Source organism: Schaalia sp. ORNL0103, from assembly GCF_019429565.1.
Taxonomy (GTDB): Bacteria; Actinomycetota; Actinomycetes; order Actinomycetales; family Actinomycetaceae; genus Pauljensenia.
In genome coordinates this window covers 89,212-113,975 of sequence record NZ_JAHXSA010000004.1, presented here as the reverse complement: position 1 = coordinate 113,975, position 24,764 = coordinate 89,212, and the positions used below count along the sequence as shown (strand labels likewise).

At 66.3% G+C, this 24,764-nt stretch carries 23 protein-coding genes; 16 read left to right on the top strand and 7 right to left on the bottom strand.

Annotated features, from left to right (window positions below; genetic code table 11):
* Positions 1–88: 88 nt before the first annotated feature.
* The 5 genes from JJJ16_RS09975 (at position 89) to JJJ16_RS09955 (ending at position 5,397) form a co-directional block, all read left to right on the top strand.
* Entirely contained in the window at positions 89–1,687 is a 1,599-nt protein-coding gene (locus tag JJJ16_RS09975; protein WP_219752663.1) for a hypothetical protein, read from the top strand.
* A complete protein-coding gene (locus JJJ16_RS09970; protein WP_219752662.1) occupies positions 1,684–3,252 on the top strand; it encodes a hypothetical protein in 1,569 nt (522 codons plus the stop codon). Before JJJ16_RS09975 ends, JJJ16_RS09970 begins: the two co-directional genes overlap by 4 nt.
* A gap of 141 nt (positions 3,253–3,393) precedes the next feature.
* Positions 3,394–4,419, top strand: coding sequence for a DUF1266 domain-containing protein (locus tag JJJ16_RS09965; RefSeq protein ID WP_219752660.1), 1,026 nt, complete (start codon positions 3,394–3,396; stop codon positions 4,417–4,419).
* Between the two features lie 445 nt (positions 4,420–4,864).
* The gene (locus tag JJJ16_RS09960; RefSeq protein ID WP_219752658.1) at positions 4,865–5,128 is read left to right on the top strand and encodes a type II toxin-antitoxin system Phd/YefM family antitoxin; all 264 of its coding nucleotides are present in this window, start codon (positions 4,865–4,867) and stop codon (positions 5,126–5,128) included.
* Positions 5,129–5,130: 2 nt separating this feature from the next.
* Positions 5,131–5,397, top strand: coding sequence for a Txe/YoeB family addiction module toxin (locus tag JJJ16_RS09955; RefSeq protein WP_009053938.1), 267 nt, complete (start codon positions 5,131–5,133; stop codon positions 5,395–5,397).
* A 108-nt stretch (positions 5,398–5,505) separates the two neighbouring features.
* Here the strand turns inward: JJJ16_RS09955 and JJJ16_RS09950 are convergent, their stop codons facing one another.
* A complete protein-coding gene (locus JJJ16_RS09950) occupies positions 5,506–7,200 on the bottom strand; it encodes a methyltransferase (RefSeq protein ID WP_219752656.1) in 1,695 nt (564 codons plus the stop codon).
* Between the two features lie 78 nt (positions 7,201–7,278).
* On the opposite strand from JJJ16_RS09950, the gene JJJ16_RS09945 reads away from it, so the two are divergent.
* Both JJJ16_RS09945 and JJJ16_RS09940 read left to right on the top strand, forming a co-directional pair.
* Entirely contained in the window at positions 7,279–8,247 is a 969-nt protein-coding gene (locus tag JJJ16_RS09945) for a DUF808 domain-containing protein (protein ID WP_219752654.1), read from the top strand.
* A 165-nt stretch (positions 8,248–8,412) separates the two neighbouring features.
* Positions 8,413–9,096 carry a superoxide dismutase gene (locus tag JJJ16_RS09940; RefSeq protein ID WP_219752653.1) on the top strand — a complete coding sequence of 228 codons (684 nt, stop codon included), beginning with the start codon at positions 8,413–8,415 and terminating at the stop codon, positions 9,094–9,096.
* Positions 9,097–9,833: 737 nt separating this feature from the next.
* On the opposite strand, the gene gluQRS is transcribed toward JJJ16_RS09940, so the two are convergent.
* Positions 9,834–10,748, bottom strand: coding sequence for a tRNA glutamyl-Q(34) synthetase GluQRS (gluQRS, locus tag JJJ16_RS09935; RefSeq protein WP_219752652.1), 915 nt, complete (start codon positions 10,746–10,748; stop codon positions 9,834–9,836).
* Positions 10,749–10,828: 80 nt separating this feature from the next.
* On the opposite strand from gluQRS, the gene JJJ16_RS09930 reads away from it, so the two are divergent.
* From JJJ16_RS09930 to JJJ16_RS09910, 5 genes are all read left to right on the top strand, one after another.
* On the top strand, positions 10,829–11,293 hold the full coding sequence (locus JJJ16_RS09930; RefSeq protein ID WP_219752651.1) for a fluoride efflux transporter FluC: 465 nt from the start codon (positions 10,829–10,831) through the stop codon (positions 11,291–11,293).
* Positions 11,290–11,661, top strand: coding sequence for a fluoride efflux transporter FluC (locus JJJ16_RS09925; protein ID WP_219752650.1), 372 nt, complete (start codon positions 11,290–11,292; stop codon positions 11,659–11,661). Before JJJ16_RS09930 ends, JJJ16_RS09925 begins: the two co-directional genes overlap by 4 nt.
* 150 nt (positions 11,662–11,811) lie before the next feature.
* The gene (locus tag JJJ16_RS09920) at positions 11,812–12,834 is read left to right on the top strand and encodes a methionine ABC transporter ATP-binding protein (protein ID WP_219752649.1); all 1,023 of its coding nucleotides are present in this window, start codon (positions 11,812–11,814) and stop codon (positions 12,832–12,834) included.
* Positions 12,831–13,562 (top strand): methionine ABC transporter permease, encoded by a 732-nt coding sequence (locus JJJ16_RS09915; RefSeq protein ID WP_219752648.1) that lies wholly within the window; start codon positions 12,831–12,833, stop codon positions 13,560–13,562. Before JJJ16_RS09920 ends, JJJ16_RS09915 begins: the two co-directional genes overlap by 4 nt.
* A gap of 71 nt (positions 13,563–13,633) precedes the next feature.
* Positions 13,634–14,464 (top strand): MetQ/NlpA family ABC transporter substrate-binding protein, encoded by an 831-nt coding sequence (locus JJJ16_RS09910; protein WP_219752646.1) that lies wholly within the window; start codon positions 13,634–13,636, stop codon positions 14,462–14,464.
* 130 nt (positions 14,465–14,594) lie between these two features.
* On the opposite strand, the gene JJJ16_RS09905 is transcribed toward JJJ16_RS09910, so the two are convergent.
* Together JJJ16_RS09905 and upp are read right to left on the bottom strand one after the other, a co-directional pair.
* Positions 14,595–15,149 (bottom strand): YagU family protein, encoded by a 555-nt coding sequence (locus JJJ16_RS09905; RefSeq protein ID WP_219752644.1) that lies wholly within the window; start codon positions 15,147–15,149, stop codon positions 14,595–14,597.
* 241 nt (positions 15,150–15,390) lie between these two features.
* Positions 15,391–16,029: a uracil phosphoribosyltransferase gene (gene upp, locus JJJ16_RS09900; RefSeq protein WP_060566200.1), complete on the bottom strand. Its 639-nt coding sequence runs from the start codon at positions 16,027–16,029 to the stop codon at positions 15,391–15,393.
* A gap of 214 nt (positions 16,030–16,243) precedes the next feature.
* Between upp and tadA the strand changes: the two genes are divergently transcribed.
* Positions 16,244–17,587, top strand: a complete 1,344-nt coding sequence (gene tadA, locus JJJ16_RS09895) for a tRNA adenosine(34) deaminase TadA (RefSeq protein WP_219752642.1) — start codon at positions 16,244–16,246, stop codon at positions 17,585–17,587.
* A gap of 1 nt (position 17,588) precedes the next feature.
* Entirely contained in the window at positions 17,589–18,080 is a 492-nt protein-coding gene (locus JJJ16_RS09890) for a molybdenum cofactor biosynthesis protein B (RefSeq protein WP_219752640.1), read from the top strand.
* A 70-nt stretch (positions 18,081–18,150) separates the two neighbouring features.
* Here JJJ16_RS09890 and moaC read toward each other — a convergent pair whose 3' ends face one another.
* The 3 genes from moaC to JJJ16_RS09875 form a co-directional block, all read right to left on the bottom strand.
* Positions 18,151–18,633, bottom strand: coding sequence for a cyclic pyranopterin monophosphate synthase MoaC (moaC, locus tag JJJ16_RS09885; protein WP_003791807.1), 483 nt, complete (start codon positions 18,631–18,633; stop codon positions 18,151–18,153).
* A gap of 34 nt (positions 18,634–18,667) precedes the next feature.
* Positions 18,668–19,945, bottom strand: a complete 1,278-nt coding sequence (gene glp / locus JJJ16_RS09880) for a gephyrin-like molybdotransferase Glp (protein ID WP_219752638.1) — start codon at positions 19,943–19,945, stop codon at positions 18,668–18,670.
* A gap of 230 nt (positions 19,946–20,175) precedes the next feature.
* Complete coding sequence (locus JJJ16_RS09875; protein ID WP_219752636.1) at positions 20,176–21,192, bottom strand: endonuclease domain-containing protein; 1,017 nt, start codon at positions 21,190–21,192, stop codon at positions 20,176–20,178.
* Positions 21,193–22,093: 901 nt separating this feature from the next.
* Here JJJ16_RS09875 and moaA point away from each other — a divergent pair.
* Both moaA and JJJ16_RS09865 read left to right on the top strand, forming a co-directional pair.
* The gene (gene moaA / locus JJJ16_RS09870) at positions 22,094–23,158 is read left to right on the top strand and encodes a GTP 3',8-cyclase MoaA (RefSeq protein ID WP_219752634.1); all 1,065 of its coding nucleotides are present in this window, start codon (positions 22,094–22,096) and stop codon (positions 23,156–23,158) included.
* A 224-nt stretch (positions 23,159–23,382) separates the two neighbouring features.
* Complete coding sequence (locus tag JJJ16_RS09865; RefSeq protein WP_070835261.1) at positions 23,383–24,726, top strand: nitrate/nitrite transporter; 1,344 nt, start codon at positions 23,383–23,385, stop codon at positions 24,724–24,726.
* The last annotated feature ends 38 nt before the right edge of the window (positions 24,727–24,764 follow it).

Sequence of the window (24,764 nt, the reverse complement as noted above, 5' to 3'; positions counted from 1 at the left end):
CGGGATACACAACCCATCCCCGGCCTCGTCTGGTCTGCGACGCCGTCAAAATTACCCGGTTACTAGCGGATCCGGTTACGATCGAACCATGCGATTCCCAGACGCACTCGAATTCGAGCAGTCCGAGGGCCTTAAGCGCCTCTGGTACAAGATCATCTGCCCCTTTACCCACGGCTCACGCCTGTGGATGGTGATAACCAGCATCATCTGCGTGTTCGCCGTCCTCCATACAGTGGCCGGATCGTGGGGCTACCACGGCAACGCCAAGGACACTGGCTTTCTTTCTGGCGACTACGTCAACGGTGTGCGCCTGGCATGGCAGATCGAGGCAGCGGACGCGGGCCTGGACCGCATCGACGACTACGTCGCACGCGACGGCTACCTCTTCCTGGTGGGCTATCGCGGGAGCCAGCGCATCGCCGTCGGCTACGACGCCTCCCACTCCACCCCCCGCCAGCTATGGCACGTCGACGTCGACGACGAACCCGGCGTGCACTGGTGGGACGGCGACCTCCTCGTCGGCAATACACTGATCTCTCCAGCAGATGGGAAGGTAACAACTGGCTGGCCGTCGTCGTCGGGGCTTCATCTGGGACTCTCCCCTTACGAGCACGCCTCGACGGAAGGCTGGTCGACGGCCCCCATCGGGCCTGTCCGTTTCTATTGCCCCGATCCGGCCACCGGACTGTGCGAGGCCTGGGACAAGACCGCGACACACGTGTGGGATCTCGACACGTCAGGCTGGTCATTCCCCGACGACGTCGCTCCCGTGGACGGGTGGGTTCCGCTCTTGTACTCGGGTTATTCCACATACCATATGACCCCCGATTCAATCGCCAGAGGACTGGCCGGCTTCCTGAACCTGGAGACGGGCGAACGCACGGGGGTCGACGCCATTGAGGAGTCGTGCGGCCCGGCGAGAGAGGAGAATCGCGACGGTACGACAACGTGTCGCCCACTAAATCCAAGCACATTTCGACTACCCATCATTCGCGGCAGGGATGGCTGGATCATCAGTGACGGACTTAGCAGCGGTAGAGAGTCCTACGTTGCCACCGTCGCCCCTGACGGATCGAATCCGAGGGTGGACACTCTGTCGTTCGAGGCAATGGAACGCATCGCTTTCCTGACCGTCCACGCGACGGACGATTCCGAACTGCCCACCACTGAGGACCTCCTCCACTTCGCCGCCACGGGCGAGCACACGTGGGAGGCCTCGAGCGCGGTGGTCTACACGTCGCCTGGCTCGGTCATGGCCTCGGTCATCATCAACGACAACCAGGAGATCGTCACTGATCTTCAAGTTTTCGATGACGATGTGGACGCTTCCACGTGGGCGCGCGGCATTGCCTACAGCCGGGATGCCTCCGTCGTACTCATGCCCCGTATCGTGGCCGACTCCCCTCTATACACCAGCCTTGAGGATCGAAAGCCTCTACTCTTCGACACAGAACGTGCGGAGGCTGCTCAGTCAGAGCCCTTCCACGCGCTCCGAAACGATGCGGTACCCGACTGGAATGACCTCGGTGTTCGCTCAGCAACTCCACTCTACGACGACCTCATCGTCGCCCGCATAGCTCCTACAAGCTCACCGTGGTATAAGCGCATTCTTGCATTAGCTCCCTCTCCCGGCGACCACATCGTCGGCCTGACCCCCGCCCCCGGACCAATGAGGAGTGTCCGATGACCACATCCATCCGTCGCCTTCCCCGCCCGGTTCGCAAGCTCATCGCGGCCATCACCGTTCTCATCGTCGCTGCTCTGGCCCTCGGATTGTCCTGGCTTACCCACCGGCCGACAGGGTATTCGGGCAACGCACGTGTCTCCTCCTTCATTTCCCCGGACTTCGCCTCGGGCTTCGACGTCGCCTGGGAGGCCACGGCCTCTGATCTCGGCATCACGGGGCAGATCGCTGCCACCACAACGATCGACGGGGTACTCATCGCACTCGCCCTCCCCGAGCAGGCAGACGAACCGTCTCAACCCACAAACAAGAAGACTGCCACATCGACCGCCGAGCTCGTCGGCATCGACGCAAGCGGAAAGACCCCCACTGTCCTGTGGCATCACGACCTGCCCAAGACGAGCGGCAAGCTCTTCGTGTGGGAGGACTCCATCGTCGTCGGCGATCAGACGATCCGCGCCTCCGACGGTGCCGTCACTGCCACGTGGAAAGAGCCCCTTCCGACGGAACTACGACCCAGCTATTTCTCACACAGTCCTGAACCTGGCACTCTCGTTGGAATTCCTTACGCTCTCGGGCAGAAAAGTCCCTTCGTCCGGGTGATGTGGCCGGTGGCCCTCACCTGCGAACCCGCCAAGAGCTGGGACCTGTCTATTCCCAATGACGCCGAGTTCTCCTGTCAGGCGTGGCGCAAGGACGGAACGGTTGCGTGGACCTATCGCACAAGCGGGGACGACGGCCATCAACACGCCCCTGTGAATGTTCCCGCAGCAAACGGCTACGTGTATGTAGCTCACCCTAGCTTGGATGATGAAGAACCGGGGCGGAGCTCTTGGGTCATCGACGGCTTTATAAACCTCGTCGACGGCAGCTACGTACGCGGCGACCTCCCCGAGAGTGGCCTCTTCGAATCATCGATACTGGCCACGAGCGAGGGGTGGCTCACTGTCCGTCCGTCGACGACAAGCAAGTTTGCAGAGGATTACGTGAGCTTGTCCCCGGACGGACACCAGATCGCTCAGACTCCCCGCGTCTACGGATCCCTGACGTGGAAGGCCTTCAGAGCGACCACTTGCTGGGATCCCCAGGGCCAGGTTGTCACCCCCACTGCCCAACAGGCCATCGAGACGATTCACACCGGAGAAGTGCCGTGGGCTGCGGCGTGCATCGAACGAACGGACACCGACGTGAGCGACGTGAAAGCCATCAACGGCCAAGTTCTCATGGTGACCACCGCGGACGGCTACCCCGAACCGGCATCCTACGGCCGCACGCCGATCGTGGCATTGGACGGTTCCTTCCTGGTCGCGGAGGCTCGATCTGATTCTCCTGACGGTGAGGGTGTAAAGTCGGCGCGTACGATGATCCTCTATGACGCGCCCTCGGGCGTTCGCCTTGCGGCACTTTCGGATGTTGGCGCATCGTCCGCGATTCCTCTCTACGACGACCTGCTCGTCGCGTCCCCCGCGCACCCGGATTCGTGGCTTGCTCGCCAGCGCGCCCTCCTCGGCACCTACCCCCACCCGGACACGGTCCTCATGGGGATCACGCCGAAGCGGGCGGGCTGACCCCCAGGACGCGAGCTGACCAAGGCCGATCCACGAGGCCGGGGCCGGGACCCACGCAACCCGGCCCCGGCCTCGTCCCACGTGGTGCGCACAAACACCCCTGAATTGTGTGATCTGCTTTCCATCGGGCACAATCAGTCTGTGCTCCAGAATTTCCTCTCCGACATTCCGTTCCCGATCTGGTTCGCGATCGGCTGCGTCATCGTGGCCCTAGCTGCGAATATGTTCAAGCAGGCGGCCGCCCGCTCAAAGGGCGCCGTCCCCGCGCCGCGCGACGTGCGCAAGGCAGGCAAGGAAGGCGAGTGGAACAAGCTCAACGAGCACCACACCCCGAAGCTGCACGGCAAGCGCGAGGACATGGCCACCGACCCGCAGGCTCGCCTGCTCGCCCCGTCCATGGTGTACTCGCTGTGCAACGATGAGATCGTTAACCAGCTGAAGCTGTCGGATCCCGCCGGAATGAAGGGCATGCTCGACCGCGACTGGGGTATCACCGACCGCGAGAGCCTGATCCGCCAGATCTATTCGCTGCTGCGCGCCGGACACCGCGAGGATTTCGCTGCCCTACGCGAGCGCTGCGCGAGGCCCGGCTGGGCAGACAAGGAGATCGCCCGCCTGAATAAGACCGCCGACTCGTCGATGGAGGACTGGGAGCGCCGCTGGCGCATCCGCCGTTTCCTGGACAACGACCGCGGCATCCAGACCGTCGATTTCGCCGCGTGGGACCTCATTCGTGCGGCGAACCTGACGCGCGCGGGTGCCGGCCAGGGCTGGCTGAGCGAGGACGAGGCCTGGGATACCCTCGCGGTCATCAACCGGGCTCTGCAGTTCTCCTACTCCTCGTGGGAGGAGACATGGGAGGCCTTCCGCATCACCCGCTGGCTGTGGGCCGCCGAGGGCGACGCGCAGACCGCTGCCAACGACCTGCATGACCGTAACCGCGGCGAATTCCTCGTCGGAAAGAACGGCCTGTGGACCGCGATCCCCTGGAACGCCCCCTACCCCGCCCCGCGCTTCATCCTCCTCGACGCGCTGCGCGAGATGGGTGCCCTGCACCTGCTGTCCTCCGTCAACTGGGAGGACGCCTCCGCGTGGGAGAAGGACCTCGATTCACACGCGCGCACTCGCGCCCCCATGTCCATCGGCGGCAAGCCGATCGTCCAGTAGCAACGCCTCGTCGAGGGCTGCACGGGCTGGTTGAGAGCGCCCAAACCCGACGACCCGCACGTTAACCGCTTGATGCGCACGGAAACCCAATGACCTGCGCGTGGGCGACGCTGCCCAGGCACACATCATCGGCCCACGTGTGGTCGCGTACGAACGCAGCACTAAAGTGGATAGGAAACCACGAACTGGATAGGTTATGACGTTCTGGATAGGAAAATAACCTATCCAGAATCGCGGTTCCTATCCAGATCGGCATTTCCTATCCAGAACGCGCAGCCCGCCCCCTCCCAGGTGAAGGCCACCGCGATGCAGGCCCCGCGCCAGCAGTTTCGCAGTACCTGGCTCCAGCACGGAGGTAGTACTCCCACACATCACCAGCCCACTGGCGACACACGCCCTCACCTCCTGTACAATGTTCTGTACATAGGCGAGCAGAGGAGCACCCATGAAGATCATGACCTACACCGAGTCGCGCGCACGCTACGCCGAAGTCCTCGACCAGGTCGTCAACGACCGCGAGGAAATCGTCATCACCCGCCAGGGCCACGAGAGCGTCGTCATCATCGCCCTCGACGAGTACGAGTCCCTCATGGAGACCGTCTACCTCATGCAGTCCCCCGCAAACGCCCGCCACCTGCGCGAATCGATCGCACGTCACCGCGCTGGCGAGGGCGTCGTTCACGACCTCATTGAGCTCGACGAGGACTAACCATGCACATCACATGGGATGAGGAGGCCTGGAACGACTACGTCTGGTGGCAGTTCGAGGATCGCAAGACCCTCAAGCGCATCAACGCACTCATCAAGGACATCCAGCGCAACGGAAATGAGGGGATCGGCAAGCCTGAGCCTCTCCGCTACGAGTTCTCGGGGTACTGGTCACGCCGGATCGACTCACGGCACCGCCTGATCTACCAGATCAGCGACGACGGCAAAGCCCTCTGGATCATTTCCTGCCGTTTCCACTACGGCCAGTAGCATTCACGAGGCCCGGGCTGATTCCGCCCCGAAAGACAAGTAACAACGCCCTGACGCCAAGCGCCGCGGCTGCCCCCGCAGCCGCGGCGCCCACGCACACAACACCGCTCAGAACGTCAAGAAGCCCCAGCGGATCAGGTCACGCAGGGGCGCCTCGATCTCGGCGCGCACATCATCAACCTCAACCGACGTGAGCATCGCGACGGCCGCCGCAATCTGGCCAACCGTCAGCTCGCCGTCCGAAGCGCCCACGACCGCCGACACGGACGATGAGACGGGCACGGAACGGCCCAGTCCCCCGCCCTGGTGCATGATGAGCAGCTCCGGGTCAGGACTGCCCGGCACGTAGTGGCGCTCCTCGCGCACATCCGAGGCGCGCGTCAGCGCCACCTCCCACAGCTCCGGGGCGCGCAGGGAGGCCAGCGCCCACGCCACGTCGCGCCCGCGCGGGGCGTGCCCATCGAGGGACAGGTCGTAGGCGCGCTTGCCACCCGAGGCGGCCTCGGCCTCGTCGAGCCTGCGCAGCGCCACGAAGCCCATGCCGATCGCGCCCGTGCCCGCGCGGCGGAAGTCGGCCAGCCACGAGGTGAAGGCGCGCTCGTAGTCGGCGCGGGCCATGAGCTGGCCGCCCGAGTCGCGGATCCACATGTCGACGTAGCGCGCGGGGTCGAGGACGTCGCGCTGAACGACCCACGCGTCCACCGGCAGGCCGTCGAGCCACGAATCCACGCGCCACGACCACTGGGTGTCGGGGTTGCGGTCGGCGGGGATCTCCCAGTTGGCGAGCATCTGCAGGGTGCCGCCCTCGTTCATGCACGCGGGCGCGCCGCGCAGGACCGCGCGGATCAGGTTGTCGCGGTCCATGCCGCCGTCGCGGTACTCGAGCAGGCCGGCCGCACCGCGCACCGAGTCCGGGGTAATAACGAAGGGCGGGTTGGTGACGATCAGGTCGAAGGTCTCGCCCTCGACCGGCTCGAAGAGGGATCCCTCGCGCACGTCGATGACGGCCTCGTTGAGGGCCGCGTTGAACTGGGTGAGCGCGCACGCGCGCGACGACAGGTCGGTGGCGACGACGCGGTCGGCGTGCGTGGCCAGGTAGAGGGCCTGAATGCCGCAGCCGCAGCCCACGTCGAGGGCCGAATCAACCTGCTCACGCACGGTCATCTCCAGCAGCGTCAGGGTCGCGCCGCCAATGCCGAGCACGTGGTCATCGGACAGCGGCTTGCCGGTCTGCACCTCCGCCAGGTCCGAGGCCACCCACCACTCGTGGTCGCCACCCGGCAGGGTCGCGGCGTGGGGGCGCAGGTCGAACAGGGCGCGCATCCACGGGTCTGCCTCAACCTCGGGCTCGGGGGCCTCCTCGTCGGGGTCGCGCATCGTCGGCAGGCTCGGAGCCTTCAGGGCCGAGGCCTCGTCCGCACCCTTGTCCCTCAGCTCACGCTTGGGCGCGCCACCCGCGCGGGGCATGACGAGCGCGGAGGCGGCCTCGGCCTCGTCGATGGTCGCCGCGAGGCCGAGGGACCCCAGGCCGTGCGCGCCCAGCGTCGGGAGGGCCTCATTCAGGGCCGAGGCGCGCTCGGGCAGGCCGAGGATGAAGAAGCGCGTGAGGACAGCGGCGGGGTCGGTCGCACCCGCGAGCTCGACGAGGGCGGGAAGTCGCGAGTCGCGCATGAGGGCGGACAGCGCACCCTCACTGATCAGGGTCTGAAGATTCTCAACGGTCCACGTCGAGGCGATCACGTCGGCGCGCAGGCGCCCGATCAGGTCACGGTCCAGGGCGGGAACGGGTACGGAAGTCGTCATGACTCAAGCCTATCCCCACGCGTACAATGCGCGGGTACCCAACCAGGAGCCTCACGCCCCTCTCAGAGGAGGAAACCCATGTCCGGTGGACTTGTCGCACTGCTCGACGATATCGCGACCCTCGCAAAGGTCACAGCCTCGTCGATTGACGACGTCGCGGCCAACGCCGTCAAGGCCTCCTCTAAGGCAGTGGGCGTCGTCATCGACGACACCGCGGTGACGCCTCAGTACGTGTCGGGCCTGAGCTCGGCGCGCGAGCTGCCCATCATCGGCAAGATCGCGCGCGGCTCCCTCATCAACAAGCTGTTCATCATCCTGCCGATCGCGCTCCTGCTCACGTGGCTGGCCCCGCAGGCCCTGCCATTCCTGCTGATCGTGGGCGGCGCGTACCTGTGCTTCGAGGGCGGGGAAAAGGTCCTCGAGAAGCTCGGCTGGCTGCCCGGCCACCACGAGGAGCACGAGGAGGGTGGCGCCACCTCCGCGGAGGAGCTCGAGAAGGGCATCGTCGCTTCGGCGACCCGCACCGACCTGATCCTCAGCGCCGAAATTATGCTCGTATCCATGGCCGGCCTGTCCAACGAGACCGGCATGATGCGCGTCGCCGTCCTCATCGCTGTCGCCTTCTTCATGACGTTCTTCGTGTACGGCCTCGTCGCGCTGCTCGTGAAGGCCGACGACTTCGGCCTCCACCTCGCCAAGGGCGCGCTCGGTCCCGAGGACAATCGCCCCGGCCCCGTCGACAACGTGGGCCGCACGATCGTTCGCGTCATGCCGCACATCTTCAGCGTCATCGGGGTCGTCGGCACGGTCGCGATGCTGTGGGTCGGCGGTCACCTGGTCATCGAGAACCTCGCCGAGGTCGGCGTCCCCGTCTTCCACCACATCCTCGAAGTCGCCGAGCACGCGGTGTCCGGCGCGGGCGGATTCGTGACCTGGCTGGTCGAGACTCTCCTGTCCGGCATCTTCGGCGTCATCCTCGGTGCCGTCATCGCGTGGATCGTCGTGGGCGTTTCTGTACTCGTGCGTCGAGCGCGCGCGAAGGCCTGATCGTCTATCGTTTCACGAGGCCGAGGCATGGTCGCGAGACCCAGCCCCGGCCTCGTCGTTGATCGCACTGCGCGAAAGGTGACACATAACCCCTACGCAAGGCGGGACTTAAGTACTACCCTTGGAGTCAACAGACAAACGACGACAAGGCCCAGGAGGAGCATCATGACCGTCTACACCCTGCCCGAACTTCCTTACGATTACGCCGCTCTCGAGCCCCACATCTCCGGCCGCATCATGGAGCTGCACCACTCCAAGCACCACGCCAACTACGTGGCCGGCGCGAACGCCGCCCTCGAGAAGCTGGCCGCCGCCCGCGAGTCCGGCGACTTCGCCGCGATCAACCTGTGGGAGAAGAACCTGGCCTTCAACCTGGGCGGTCACACCAACCACTCCATCTTCTGGACCAACATGACCGGCGAGGGCGCCTCGCGCCCCGAGGGTGAGCTCGGTGCCGCCATCGACGAGTTCTTCGGCTCCTTTGAGTCCTTCCAGGCTCAGTTCGCCGCCGCCGCCCTGGGCCTGCAGGGCTCCGGCTGGGCCGTCCTCGCATGGGACACCGTCGGCAAGCGCCTCGTCACCTACCAGATGACCGACCAGCAGGGCAACATCCCGGTCGCGACCGTTCCGCTGCTCATGATCGACATGTGGGAGCACGCCTTCTACCTGGATTACCTCAACGTCAAGGCCGACTACGTCAAGGCCTGGTGGAACGTTGTGAACTGGGAGAACGTCGCTTCCCGCTTCCAGGCCGCCCGCCTGTCCTCCGGCCTGGTCAACGCCCACTCCGCGCTGACCGACCTGGGCGCCCACGCGGTCGACACCGTCAAGGGCTGGTGGAAGAACTGAGCGTTCGCGCCTGACGCGACCGCGACCGTTGTTACCGAGCTGAGGCTCGGGCACTGAGTTTCCGGCGCTGGCTTATCGGCGCAGACGGCGCGGCCACCGCACGCAACGAGAGGCGGGATCCTTCGGGGTCCCGCCTCTGTCGTATCCCTGGAGGCGCGGCGGCTTCGAAGGATCCACGGGCCTACCTGCGACGTCCGCGGGCAGCAACGACACCACCGCCTCCCAAATTTCGCACGTAATTTATCGTGGTCATTTTTCGACACACCCCAAAAACGTTGCAATTCCAACTATGCAAATTCAATGTTTGAACAAGCCGCAGGGGAATTACGTGCGAAATTGATGGGCGGCGGCAGTGCCTGGCCGGGCTTCGAGACGACGCGCCGAGCCACGATCAGCGACCAGACACCACTGGTGTGGAGGGCGCCGGAGGGACTGGTGGGCCTGGCTGCGGTGCCCGTGGGCGGCGGCAGTGCCTGTCCGGACAACGAGTCGACGCGCAGAGCACACATCAGCGACCCAGCGCCGCCGGTGTGGAGGGCGCCCCGGAGGGATCGGTGGGCCAGGCTGCGGTGCCCGTGGGCGGCGGCGGGGCCTGGCCGGGCTTCGAGACGACGCGCCGAGCGAAGCTCGCGGCGCGGACGGCTCGCGGGCGGGCCGCCGCCCACGGGCGCACAAAGCAGCCCGGCCTAACTAAGCACACGCGGCACCCGGAACACCCGTGGGGTTACAAGCAGTCCTCAGGAACTGGGAGGCGTCACGACCCACGGCTCGGTCGACAAAGAACGCAATCCTGCAATCCCCAGAGCATCCGCGATGTCGGAGGCGCAACGCGCCCCGGGCACTCCCAGGGAGGAACCGATAAACGCCACGACGTCCTCGGTGGACCAGCCCAGGCCTCGTAGGTCAGAGAGGGTGACGGCGCCGTCGCGCTTGGCCAACCGGGCCCCCGAGGGCGCGAGCGCGAGGGGCACGTGCGCGTACGTCGGCTCGGGGGCTCCGAGCAGGTGCGCCAGCTGGGCTTGCGCGGGCGCCTGGGAGAGCAGGTCGAAGCCGCGCACGACCTGGTCGACGCCCTGGAACGCGTCGTCGACGACGGCCGCGAGGTTGTAGGCGGGCACGCCGTCCGCGCGGCGCACGACGAAGTGGTCGACAGCCCCGGTGTAGGAGCCGTGCAGCTCGTCGAACACGGTCCACTCGGGTGAGGGGGCGGCCAGGCGCAGCGCGGGGGCGCGCCCCAGGGCAGCCAAAGCCGCGCGCTTTTCGTCGCGTTCGGACTCGCTCAGCGTCAGGCAGGTGCCCGGGTAGTGGCCGGGTGGGACGTGCGGTGCGGAGGCGGCCTCGCGGATATCGCGGCGGGAGCAGTAGCACTCGAAGATGAGCCCGCGCGCGGCCAGCGACGCCAGGGCGGCCTCGTGCGCGTCGGCCCGCTCGGTTTGGATGAGGGGTTCGCCGTCCCAGTCGACCCCGATCGCCGCCAGGTCCTCGATCTGGCGCTCGGCGGACCCTGCGCGTTCGCGGTCGATGTCCTCGATGCGCAGGACGAATCGCCGCCCGGTCGTGCGCGCCCACGCCCACGCGAGGATCGCGGTGCGCAGGTTGCCCAGGTGAAAGTCGCCCGTAGGGGAGGGCGCGAATCGTCCGGTGTTCGTCATGTGCCCAGTGTACGAGGCGGTGGCCGCCCCTCGGGATCCGCCTCCCCGGGTGGTAGTGGCGCAGGCGTACAGTGGGGTGCATGGTGAGTTTTCGGGTGCCCGACTGGTTGGCGGTCTTCGTGGGCGGGGTCGTGGGGACGGCTGCGCGCGCCGGCTTGGACGAGGTCGCGAAGGCCTCGCCGGTGCGCGGATTGTTTCTGTCGTGGTCGACGCTGACGGTCAACGCCGTCGGCGCGTTCCTCCTGGGCACGCTGGCCGCGTGGGTGGCGGGGCGCCTCGCGCGAGGATCGCGGAATACGGCGTCGCTGAAATCCCTGAAGCTCCTGGTCGGCACGGGTTTTGCGGGCGCGTTTACGACGTACGGGACATACATCGTCGCGTCGGTGGGATACGCCTCGCTCAATGGAATTGTCGAGGCCGTCTCTCAGTCCCTCGGTCTCCTGGCGCTGGGTGGTGCCTGTGCCTGGGCGGGTATGCGCGTGGGGGAGTGGCTGTGTAGCCGCACGGGAGTGCAGCTAGCGAGCGGTGAGGAGGGGCGAGCATGAGCGGATCGACGTTACTCTTCGTGGCCCTGGCCGGTGGCGTAGGCGCGTGCGCCCGCTTCTGGCTGGACCGGGGAGTGCAACGCGCCCTGGACTCGTGGGGCGACCCGGCGGGGGCGAAGCTCGGCATCCTGGTCGTCAACGTCATCGGGTGTTTCCTGGCCGGCGCGGCCACTCAGCTGGTGCCCGCAGGCCTCATGCCGATCGTGTCGACGGGCTTCCTGGGTGGTTTCACGACGTTTTCGACGGCGCTCGTGGACGCGGTGACCCTGTGGGCGGACGGGTTCCGGTGGCGCAGCCTCGCCCTGGCCCTCGGTACGTGGGCGGCCTCGTGGGGTGCGGCCCTGGCCGGCATCGCCTGTGCCGGATAGGAGTTTGTCGCGCACCTGGAGCCACAATGCGGGCTGATGGGTGAGGGTTTAGCCACGATACGGCGTTTTGTAACAGCATTCCGAGCGCTCGCGCGCGTGGCCCTCATATGCTGATGTTGCGGGCCGTGCGGCCCAGTAACGGAGATGCACATGATTGACCTCACCGGGGTGTCCAAGGTCTACCCCGTGAAAAACGGCGGCCAAGTCGTCGCGCTCGATGGGGTGAACCTGCACGTCGATCGCGGCTCGATCCACGGGATCGTGGGACGCTCTGGCGCCGGTAAGTCCACCCTCATCCGGTGTCTGACGGCCCTGGAGAAGCCCACCGAGGGCCACATCGTCGTCGACGGCCTCGATCTGGCGACCCTGACGGGTTCCGCGCTGCGCGCCGCCCGTCGCCGTATCGGCATGGTCTTCCAGGCCGCAAACCTCCTGGACGCTCGCACCGCCGCCGACAACATCGGCTACCCGCTGAAGCTCGCCGGTGTGCCTCGTGCGCAGCGCCGTGAGCGCGTCGAGGAGCTCCTCGCGCTCGTGGGCCTCGAAGGTCGCGGTGATTCCTACCCGTCCCAGCTGTCGGGTGGCCAGCGCCAGCGCGTCGGCATCGCCCGCGCCCTGGCTGACTACCCCGCCGTGCTCCTGTGCGACGAGCCGACCAGCGCGCTCGACACCGAGTCGACCGCTCAGATCCTCTCCCTGCTGCGCCACGTGCGCGACGTCTCAGGCGTCACCGTCGTCGTCATCACCCACGAGATGGCCGTCGTCCGCGAGATCTGTGACTCCGTGACCCTCCTCGGCCACGGGCAGGTCCTGCAGACCGGCCCCCTCGAAGAGGTCGTGGCCGATCCTTCGACTCCGCTGGCCCGCGAACTGGTTCCCATGCCTGTCGTTGAGTCGGTTTCGACGGAATCCGCCGACAGTCGCTTCGAGCCGAATGCGGCTGGCACCGTCCTCCTCGACGTCGTCTTCACCTCGCACCCGGGCGTTCCCACGGGCGCCACGGTCCTGCGCCTGGCCTCGTCGATGGGCGCTGACGTGACCGCGGGAACCTTCGAGTCCCTCGGCAGCGTGCAGGTGGGGCGCCTGGCCCTGACCGTGCCCGCGTACCACGCTGACAAGATCATCGAGCAGCTGCGCAAGAACAACGTCCACGCGGAAGTGAGGGACCAATGACCGCCGCACACACTGCCGCTTACGCGCTGGTGCTCCTGCCTGCGGGCAAGGGCGACCCGACGTGGTTTGACAACCCGGCCCTCACCGATAAGTTTGTGCCCGCGATCTTCGAAACCCTCATGATGACGGGCCTGTCCACGATTTTTGCGGTCATCATCGGCACGCTCCTGGGGCTCCTCCTGGTCCAGACCGGCAAGGGCGGCCTCACCCCGAACAAGGGCGTGTACCAGGCCGTGTCCTTCGTCGTGAATATCGTGCGTTCCCTGCCCTTCATCATCGGCATCATCATGCTGATCCCGGTCACGAAGATGATCGTTGGCAAGTCCACGGGCTCGCTCGCGACCGTCGTGCCGCTCGTCATCCTGTCCGCGCCCTTCTTTGCGCGTCTCGTGGAGACGAACCTGTTGGCCGTCGATCCCGGCAAGATCGAGGCCGCACAGATGATGGGTGCCTCCAACCGTCAGATCCGCTGGGGTGTCCTCATTCGCGAGGCCATGCCGGCCCTCATCCAGTCCGTCACGACCCTGGCGATCACCCTGATTGGCTACTCCGCGATGGCGGGCGCCGTCGGCGGCGGCGGCCTGGGCCAGATGGCCATCAACTACGGCTACAACCGCTGGCAGGACGACGTCATGATCTCCACTGTCGTCGCCATCATCATCATCGTGCAGATCATTCAGCTGATCGGTGATATCCTCTCGCGCCTGGTCGACCACCGCGCGCGCTGACAGACCCCGGTCAGGCCACCCCGGCCTCGGCCATCCATCCCATCCAGTACGCAGAAGAAAAGAGAAACACCATGCGTCACCGCTCTCTCGCAGCTATCGGCCTGGCGGCCGTTGCCACCCTGGGCCTGGCGGCCTGCGGCGGCGGCTCATCCTCGGACGCTTCCGGCTCCTCCTCGGACGTCGTCACCCTGACCGTGGGCGCGACCCCCTCGCCCCACGCGAAGATCCTCACCTACATCAACGACAACCTGGCCGCGGACGCGGGCATCAAGCTCGACATCGTTGAGTACACCGACTACGTCCAGCCCAACACCGCGCTGAACGACGGCGACCTGGACGCCAACTTCTACCAGACCGTTCCCTACCTGGAGAATGCGGAGAAGCAGTTCGGCTACGACTTCGAGGCCGGCGAGGGTATCCACCTCGAGCCCCTCGGCGTGTTCTCCAACAAGCACAAGTCCCTCGACGAGCTGCCCGACGGCGGCACGATTGGCATCATCTCCGACACGGCCAACCAGTCCCGTGCGCTCGAGCTCCTGGCCACCCAGGGCCTCGTCTCGATCCCCGAGGGTGACGGCGACGTCAACATCAACACCGTCACCAAGCTGAAGAACTTCGACTTCCGCGAGGTTGAGGGCCCGCAGCTGGTCCGTTCGCTCGACGACTTCGACTACGCGGTCATCAACGGCAACTTCGCCCAGGAGGGTGGCAAGTCCATCTCCGGTGACGCCCTCGTCGTTGAGTCCCCCGTGGACAACCCGGCCGTGAACGTCCTCGTCTGGAAGGGTGACTCCAAGAAAGCCGACGCCATCGCGAAGCTCGAGAAGCTCCTGCACTCCGATGAGGTCAAGCAGTATATCGAGAAGACCTGGTCGGACGGCTCGGTCATCCCGGCGTTCTGATCCACGAGGCTGGGGCGCGCTGGCGTCGAGGCTGACGGAACGCAGGGCCGAAAGGCTCGCAGAGATAACGGGTGGGCCCCGGAACCGTATGGTTCCGGGGCCCACCCGTCTGTCCGCGCAAGCGGATGAATCAGTTGGTGCGAGACTCGAGCGGGAACTCAGCGTCCGGCTCGTGCGTGATGCGGTTACGCATGTCGCGGCGGAAGACTTCAATAGCCCACAGCCAGATGATGTGGCCGAAGAACTCGGAGAAGTGCTCCGCGAAGGGCTGGTTCCAGGGTGCCGGGACGGTGCCCATCAGCGGCATGAGGACGACGTGGAAGGCCACGTAGACGAAGATGCCGAAGGCGGCACCCTGCCAGAGCTTGATCTGCGGGAAACGCTCGGCCAGCACGCAGTAGAGGACCGCGAAGCCGATCGAGAACGCGAAGTGGACGATGAAGGAGACCCACGGGAGTCCTTCGTTACCGTTGAAGGTGTAGGACAGGTGGGTGACGCTCTCCGGGAGGCCCAGCTGCTGGAGCAGCTCCTGGGGCGGGTTCGTGGCGTTGCGCTCGGGCGTACGCGGAGGCAGCGGCACCTCCCAGCCGAACTTCACGATGGCGGAGACGATGCCGCCGAGAACACCTGCGATTGCTGCGACGCCGTAGCGGCGGCGCTTGGGATTGGTCTGAATCAGTGCCATGTGACAAGCATGAAACGCACGCAGGGTATTTTCGAGGCCTTGGGGAGCTTAGCGCTCAAGGTCACACGAGGGTGTGATCAGGAAAAATGGGCTACAAATAGCCAAGTCGGTTAATTTGCGCCTTTGTTGTTGAGTAAATGCGAGGGGTGGGCGCGGGACTTTCATCCCGCGCCCACCCCTCGTGTGACGTTAGCTGTGTCGCATCCCCCGGCGCTGCGATGCGCGAGGGTTGCGTGCCTCGTCAGTCGATGATGCCGTACAGGCGGTCGCCCGCGTCACCCAGGCCGGGGACGATGTAAGACTTCTCGTTGAGGTGATCGTCGACGGCGGCGACGACGACGTTCACGTCGGCGCGGTCACCGATCGCGTCCTCGAGCGTCTTGATGCCCTCCGGAGCAGCCAGGATACACACGCAGGTGACATCCTTGGCGCCGCGCTCGAAGAGGTAGTTGGTGGCGGCGACCATGGTGTGGCCGGTGGCCAGCATCGGGTCCAGCACGAAGCACTGGCGGCCCGACAGGTCGTCCGGCAGGCGGTTCGCGTAGGTCTCGATCTCCAGGGTGTCGTCGTCGCGGCGCATGCCCAGGAAGCCGACCTCGGCGGTGGGCAGCATGCGGGTCATGCCTTCGAGCATGCCCAGGCCTGCGCGCAGGACGGGGACCACGATCGGGCGAGGCTCGGAGAGCTTCAGGCCGACGGTGGGGGCGACGGGGGTCTGGATGGGGGTCTCGGTGACGGCCACTTCGCGCGTCGCCTCGTAGGCGAGCAGGGTGACCAGTTCGTCCACGAGCTGGCGGAACGTCGCCGACGGCGTTTCGCGATCCCGCAGGACGGTGAGCTTATGGGTGATCAGGGGGTGATTAGCAACGTGGAGGCGCATGGTTATAGGCTACCTCGTTCGTATATGCGAGCGCACTCCGGTGTGTTGAAGACGAGGCGGGGGTCTCCTCTGCGGCTCCGTCGTGGATGTCAGTGGCCGACGTTTCGGCCTTGTCGTCACGCATGTCACACTCATTCGTCACACGAGCATCATGAGCCACTGTGGACTCCAACTACCCCAACAGTGATTTGGCCGGTAAGCTAGGAGGGTGACCGTGAATGAGCAGTACCGCGAAGCAATGGGCAAGGCCCTCTTCCTGGCCAACCGCGCCCGTGAAACGGGGGACGTCCCCGTCGGAGCAGTCGTCGTCGACGAAAACGGCCGCATCATCGGACGTGGGTGGAACTGTCGCGAGGCCAACCATGACCCCGCGGGTCACGCCGAAATCGTCGCCCTGCGCGAGGCCGGCCGTGCCAGGGGTACCTGGCGCCTGACCGGCTGCACGCTCATCGTCACCCTCGAGCCCTGCACAATGTGTGCGGGCGCGATTCTCGCCTCTCGCATTGATCGCGTCGTCTTCGGCGCCTGGGACCCCAAGGCCGGTGCCGCCGGATCCTTGCGCGACGTCCTGCGCGACGCCCGCATGCCCCACCCGACGGAGGTCATCGGCGGCGTCCTCGCCCAAGAGGCTGCCATGCAGCTGCGATCCTTCTTCCTCGGCTGCCGCACGCCCGACGAGATGCCCGTCGTCCAGGCTCCCGTTCACGAGCCCAGCGACCTGGTCGCGCCCATCGTCGTCCCCTACGAGGAGGACGAGGCCCCCGAGCAGGTCAGCGAGGAAGCCACCCACGATGAGGGCGTTCCCGCGCAGCTCGTTACCCCCGAGGCGCCGGCCGCTCCTGCCGCTCCCGCTCCTTCCGACGAAAACCCCCGCTCTGGTGCCTTCCCCGTTCCTCCCGCGCCCGGGCGGGTCAGTCATCGTGGCACCGAGGCCTCGCCCCTGCCCCGTCGAGCAGGACGCCCCTTCTCCGAGCGCGTCTCCGGAAATGCCGACAACCCCGACGACATCCCCGTGGGCGAGTCGGTCGAACCCGGCGCCCCCGCGGCCCCCGTCTCGCAGCCGCCCTACCGCAGCGCCTCCCCCGTCCTGCCGGCAGTTTCGCCGAGCACGACGCACGGCCCCATCACGCGCTCCGTCCCCCAGATTCGCCCCGTCCACGTGCGCCCCTCCGCGTCGGTGCCCGAAGGTCTCTACACGCCCGCTCAGCCCGGCCGCCCCGTGGCTCAGCCGCTGCGCGATAGCGCGCCCCGGCCTCGTGCTGCGGAGCCCGTCGTCGCACCCGCGCCCACGGAGCCGCCGGCCCCCGTCGTGCAGGCCGCACCCGCCCCCGTCGAAGAGCCGCCCGTGCCGATCCCCGCGCCGCCCGCGTTCCCGCAGCGCGCCACCTCGCGCCAGAGCGCGCGCCCGCAGCGCCCCCTCCCGCAGGCCTTCGAACCCGAGCCCGCGCGCCGCGTCGACTACGAGCTGTCCCCGCGCCAGTTCAACGACGTCGACCCCATCACTTCCGGCATTCGCGTGCGCCGTTCCGCGCGCCGCCACGGCAACGCTCGTCACTGACGTGATCCCCGCACGCGTCATCACGGTCTCGGACCGCTGCTCTGCCGGCCTCGCCGAGGACCTCTCCGGGCCCCTCGCTGCGCGCCTCCTCGCCGAACACGGCGTCGACGCCTCGGTCGTGATCGTCCCCGACGACGTCGATGCCATTCGCGCCGCGATCACTGCTGCCGTGGAGGACGGCGCCCGCTTCGTCTTCACGACCGGCGGCACCGGCATCTCTCCCCGTGACGTCACCCCCGAAGCCACCGCGCCGCTTCTCGTCACCCGCATCGACGGCCTCGCCGACGCGATCCGACGCCGCGGCGAGGAAAAGGTCGCGTCCGCCGCCCTGTCGCGAGGCCTCGTCGGCGTGACCGCGCGTTCCCCCGAGGGAGCCCTCGTCGTCAACGCGCCCGGCTCGCGCGGCGGCGTCACCGATACGGTGTCCGTCATCGGCCCCCTCGTCGCTCATATCGTCGACCAGCTCGCGGGCGGAGACCACCCGCGCGCTTAAAATACTGAGATAGCAACGAAAAGGCCGCCCGGCAGATGTACTGCGGGCGGCCTCCTCGTACAGTGGGGCGTCAGTCCTGCGGATCCTCCGGGCGCACCCAGTCGCCGCTGCGGCCGCCCGACTTCGCCACGATCTTCGCCTCGCGGATGCGAGCGGAGCGGTCCACGCCCTTGACCATGTCCACGATCGCGAGAGCCGCCACCGTCACAGAGGTCAGCGCCTCCATCTCCACGCCCGTGCGGTCGGCCGTGCGCACGGTCGCACGGATCGCCACGTGATCGTCCTCCAGGCTCAGGTCCACCGCGCAGCCGTGCACGCCGATCGTGTGTGCGAGGGGCAGCAGCTCGGGGACGCGCTTCGCCGCCGAAATGCCGGCCACGCGCGCCACCGCCAGGACGTCGCCCTTTGGGACGGTGCCGTCACGCAGGGCCTGCATGACCTCGGGTGAGCAATCCACGCGGCACACGGCGCTCGCCTGGCGCACCGTCGGATTCTTCGCGGTTACGTCCACCATGTAGGCGGCGCCGTCCTCGTTCAGATGCGTAAACTTCACGGTTTTCCTCTCGTTAATTCTCTCTATGGTGGGGTCAGCCCACGAGCGGGACGACCGCCAGCTCCTCGCCGGCCTCGACCGCCTCGACATCCGGCGCAACCACGCCAATCGCCTCCGCGTTCGCGAGCGAGGCCACCAGGTGCGACTTCGACCCCAGGGGGTGCACCGGCTCCACCCAGCGGGCCCCGGCCTCGTCCCCATTTCCGGAGACGAAGCGAAGCGGGATGAACTGCGTCTTTCCGGATGGAGACTCCCAGCCCACGTGTGCGCGGGCAATGACGCCGCTGGGGACCGTTCCGCCGTGCTCCGGGGCGACGAGGCCGGACATGACCGCCAGCGCGCCCGCGACGTACATGTGGAACGTCGTAAAGACCGAGACCGGGTTGCCGGGCAGGCAGATCACGGGTGTTTCGCGGCCGCTCGTGCCCACCCGCGTCGAGCCGACGCCCTGCGGGCCGCCCGGCTGCTGGGCGACGTGGTGGAAGCCCGCGTCTGTGCCAAGCGTCAGGCGCACGACCTCGAAGGCGCCCGCCGAAATGCCGCCGGCTGTGAGGACCAGGTCGGCCTCCGGGGCCTCGTCGAGGGCCGCTCGCAGCTCGGCCGGGGTGTCCCCCGTGCGCAGGTGCGCGACGACGCGCCCGCCGGCCTCCTCGACGAGGCCGCGCAGGAGGATGCCGTTCGAATCGGGAATCTGCCCGCGTTCGAGGGCCTCGCCGGCGCGCTTGAGCTCCGTGCCCGTCGAGACGACGATGACGCGCGGGCAGGGCAGAACCGTGAGGGTGCCGTGGCCGACCGAGGCAGCGGCCGACAGAGCCGTCCCGTCCAGGATGCGGCCCGCCTTCAGGACCGGGGAACCTGCAGCGAGGGCCTCGCCCGCCACGCGAACATTCGCGCCCAGCTTCGGGGCGACGCGGATCTCTACGGTGTCGGGCGCCTGGGCGACGCCCGCCGCATGATCCGTGTCCTCGACTTTCACGACAGTGTCGGCGCCTTCGGGGATCGGCGCGCCCGTCATGATGCGCCACGCCTGCCCCTTCTCGAGTCGATTCTCGCGGGTGTCTCCCGCCGGAATGTCGCCCGCGACGGGCAGAGTCCACGGGCCCTCACCCTCGAGGTCCTCGCGGCGCACCGCAAATCCGTCCATTGCGGAGTTCGTGAACGGCGGGAGGGGGATCAGCGAGGAAACGTCGACCGCCAGGCGGCGACCCAGACATTCCTCGACGGGGAGCGTCTCGTGGGGGAGGACGTGGCTGAGCGCCAGCGCCTCGATCAGCTCGCGATGCTGCGCGGTAGACAGGGCGGGATCGTGCATGCCACCAGTGTAGGGCCAGGTGGGGTGGGCGAGGCGTGCGGGGGCGCTTGGGCGATGGTGCCGGCCTGGATATGGGTGTCGGGGGGAATTGCAGCATTAGGAGCGTGACACGCCGACGACACGCCGTGATGGGACTTCTAATGCTGCCAAACCCCCACTTACGTGGCCTGGTGGGCCTTCGTTGGCGCAGAGGAGACGGCATCTGACGGCGTTCGCCGGGTGCTGTGGACTCATCCCAGGCGTGCGGCAAGCGCCGAGCGGACCTGCGCAATGAGCTCGTCTGGATGCTCCAGATCGTGCCAGCCGACGCGGATGATGTGCCAGCCCGCGGCTTCGAGGTGGCGTTGGCGCTCGCGCTCGCGGGAAAGTGACGCGTGGATGCTGCGGGCGTTGTCCCCGTATTTGGCTCGTCCGTCGAACTCGATGCCGACTTTCTCGGCCGTGAACCCGCAATCGATGAAGTAACGACGACCCCGCGTGTGCACCTCGACCTGTGTGCGCATGCCTGTCAGGTCCGCGGCACACAGCTCGTACAGCACACGCGCTTCTCCCGGGGAGGCGCATCCGGCATCTGCGTGAGTGATGATCCACTGTGCTTGAGAGCGTCCTCTTGCCCGATTGCCCAGCTGTTTCAGCTCGCGCTCAAGAAAGAACTTCCACGACTCCTCGTTGTTGCGTGATGCTTTCATGTGGAAGTTGTCGAAGTGCGTGTAGGCGTGGGCGTTCATGCACATCTGCGTGAAAGCGGCACGTCGGTTGGATGATGTGCGGGCAGCAGTAATCTGCGCAGATTCGAGGTTCTCGATGAGAAGCCCGCGTGTGTCGCTGATAGAAGGAAGGTGACAGACGTGCCTGGCCTTGACCTTTATGGGAGCAAAGGTGTGAGTGCCGATTGCTATGGCAGGCAGGACGATGGGGCGGATAGTGGATGATGCGGCAACCGTGATGGGTGGAAGCGGGGGATCACTTCCATAGCCGTGCGCCCATAGCGCACATTGTCCGGTAGTAACGAGAGTTTGGTGCGTGTGCGCGAGGTGGTAGAGGCGTGCGGCGAGCACGACCTCCGGTAGCTGACTCATGTCTATGTCTGTCAGGAGAGACAGGTCAAGGTATGTTCTGCCCGCGATTTTCACAGCCGTCGGCATCTTTGTGAGGCCGTGGTGGCTGGAACGCGGCACGCGAATGATCGCCCGTTCAACGGCGTTGAGGATGAAGGGAGCGTCGTTACCCCTGACTTCTTGGCTCATGAGTAAATTCTAGTGCGATAGATTTCAGTCTGTTGCGGTTTTAGATGTACTAATTTGCTTGATTGTTAATGGTGTTTATTTGCGTCTTGTCGATGCGTGGTCCGGGTTGGGTGTTGCAGCTCGTTTCAACGGCCCGGATATGGGAGGTCGGGGGGAATTGCAGCATTAGAGGGGCGACACGCCGGCGACACGCCGTGATGGGACTTCTAATGCTGCCAAACCCCCCATTTGCCCGGCCTGTTGGGCCGGTGGGTGCGACTTGGTGGGTGCGGTGTGACGAGGCGCGGGCTGGGGTGGGCGGTTCTAGCTCATTTCAGCGGCCTGGATATGGGAGCGCGGGGGGAATTGCAGCATTAGAGGGGCGACACGCCGGCGACACGCCGTGACGGGACTTCTAGTGCTGCCAAACCCCCATTTGCCCGGCCTGTTGGGCCGGTGGGTGCGACTTGGTGAGGCGTGGGCAGTGTCGGGTGGTTGTGGCGCGTTCGGACGGTTTTCTAGGTTCTATCTAGGTTCTAGTGGTGGTTGCAACGGGGGGGAATTGCAGCATTAGAGGGGCGACACGCCGGCGACACGCCGTGACGGGACTTCTAATGCTGCCAAACCCCCATGCGCGTGGCCTGGCGAGGTGGTGTTGAGGGGCGGTGGGGCGCATTCGGTTCCTGGTGAGAGAACCCGTCGTTGTCGTGGTGAATGTGGCTGTGACCGCCACCAACAGATGCAATGAAATGGTTTCGCACTGCCGGGGTGGGCGGTGGCGGCGTAATCCTCGCTTGACGACGCTGATTAGGAGCTGGCCTCTGTCTCCTTTCTCTCAACGACGAGGCAGGGGCCGCGTCATGCCGTTCGTGCTCGGTTTTTCGAGGGGCGAACACCAGGCAAATCGGGGTAGGGTTGCGCCATGTCTGTCGAGTTCGTTTCCGCCTCTCAGGCGGCAGATGCGGTGGCGTGTGGCGCGCCGCTGCGGCTCGTCGACACCTTCGGGCGCGTGGCCCGAGACCTGCGCGTGTCGCTCACCGACCGCTGCAACCTGCGCTGTTCCTACTGCATGCCTCCCGAAGGCCTGGACTGGCTGCCCACCGAGGAAACCCTGACCGATGACGAGGTCGTGCGCCTCGTGCGCGTCGGCGTCGAGCGGCTCGGGATCCGCCAGGTCCGCTTCACCGGCGGAGAACCCCTCCTGCGCCGAGGCCTCGAGGGGATCATCGAAGCGTGCTCCCACCTGCGCACCGACGAGGGGAAGCCCCTGGACCTGGCCCTCACGACGAACGCGCTCGGCCTGGCCAAACGCGCCCAGGGCCTGAAGGACGCGGGCCTGAACCGCGTCAACATTTCGCTTGATTCTCTGGACCCCGAGCACTTCGCGGCGATCACCCGCCGCGACCGCCTCGGCGACGTCCTGGAGGGCATCGAGGCCGCCGCCCGCGCGGGCCTGAGCCCCATCAAGGTCAACGCCCTCGTCCTGCGTGGCATGAACGAGGCCGACCTGCCTGACCTGGTCGACTACTGCCTGGACCGGGGCATCGAGCTGCGCGTCATCGAGCAGATGCCGATCGGCCCGCCGGACACGTGGGATCGTCAAAACATCATGACGGCCGATGAGATCCTGCACATCATGAGCACTCGCCACACACTGACCCCCGCGCCCCGCGAGGACCCGCATTCTCCGGCGGGACGCTGGATCGTCGACGGTGACCCGACGAAGCGGCTCGGAGTCATCGCCTCCGTGTCCGACCCCTTCTGTGGCGCGTGCGACCGCACCCGCCTGACCTCGGACGGCATGGTGCGATCCTGCCTGTTTTCGACCGAAGAGACCTCGCTGCGTGACCTGCTGCGGGGCGGTGGAGACGATGCGCAGATCGCCGCCCGATGGGCCGACGCGATGTGGGCGAAGCCGGCTGCACACGGGCTGAATATCGATACCTTTGCTCGCGCGTCGCGCACCATGAGCCGTATTGGTGGGTAACCTCCCACTAATTTCGTGACGCCGATGTTTTCTAACAGCGGTCAATTGCTTGTTCGTCCTCAGGGGGAATGTCCCTGGCAGGCGCACTTTTCCCAGTGCTTACAAGGGTGATGCACGTCCCAATGAGTTCCTGTGGGTTATGTCATTTCCATTGGTAGCCTCCGTGTTAAAGAATGTCCGGCGCATGCCCGCGCCTGGGCGTCCCTTCCGACCCGAGGAGAGCCATGAGCGCGACCGACCCCGCGGCCAAGAAGAGCCGCTACCTGCTCACTGACTGGAACCCCAACGACGAATCCAAGTGGGACTCGAAGCTCGCGTGGCGCACGCTGTGGATCACGACCTACTCGCTGATCCTGGCCTTCTGCGTGTGGTTCCTGCCCAGCGCGATCGAACCGAAGCTGACCGCCCTCGGATTCGATCTGAGTGAATCGCAACGCTACTGGATTATTGCCCTCCCGGGCCTGGCAGCCGGCATCCTGCGCCTCATCTACATGTTCCTGCCCCCGCTCATCGGCACCCGCAAGCTCGTGGGCATCACCTCCCTGCTGTGCGTCATTCCGATGCTCGGCTGGTTCTTCGTGGTCCAGGACAACACGACTCCCTACTGGGTCCTGCTGTCCCTGGCCTTCATGTGTGGCATCGGCGGCGGCGCGTTCTCCGGCTACATGCCCTCCACCGGCTACTTCTTCCCCAAGCGCCTGTCCGGCACGGCCCTCGGCCTGCAGGGTGGCATCGGTAATCTCGGCATGTCCGTCATTCTGCTCGTCGGTCCCGTTCTGATGGGCTTTGGTCTTTTTGGTCTGACCTGGTTGGCGCCCCAGCAGCAGGTGGCCGGCACCGCTGCCGGCCAGAACATCTGGGTCTACAACGCCGCGATCTTCTTCGTCCCGTGGTGCATCCTCGCGGCGATCCTCGCCTTCATCTGGCTGCGTGACGTGCCCGTCAAGGCCAACATCAAGCAGCAGCTGGACATCTTCTCCAACCCCAACACCTGGTACATGACCATCCTCTACGTCATGACCTTCGGCCTCTTCTCCGGCTTCTCCGCCGTCTTCGCAAAGTTGATCAATGGGCAGTTTGGTGCCCAGTCAGCACTTGCGCTTCCTGTGGCTGGCGCGACCTACGCCTTCCTCGGCCCCCTCATCGGCTCGCTCATCCGCATGTCCTGGGGCATCTTCTGCGACCGCATGGGCGGCGCCATCTGGACCTTCATCTCCGGCGTCGGCATGGCGATCACGATGGGTGGCATCGCCTGGGTCCTGACGAACCCCACCGGCATGACGGACTTCCACATCTTCCTGGGCCTCATGCTCGCCATGTTCCTATTCTCCGGCTTCGGCAACGCCGGTACCTTCAAGCAGATGCCGATGATCATGCCGGCCCGCCAGGCCGGCGGCGCCATCGGCTTCACCGCGGCGATCGCGTCCCTCGGCCCCTTCCTGGTCGGCGTCGCGCTCTCCGCTATCAGCGCCCCGGTCTTCTTCGCGGGCTGCGCCATCTTCTGCGCCCTGTGCTCGGTCCTGTGCTGGGTCATGTACGCGCGCAAGAACGCCCCGTTCCCCGGCTGATCCATCCGGCACTGCGCGGTGCCGACTGGACCTGCCAC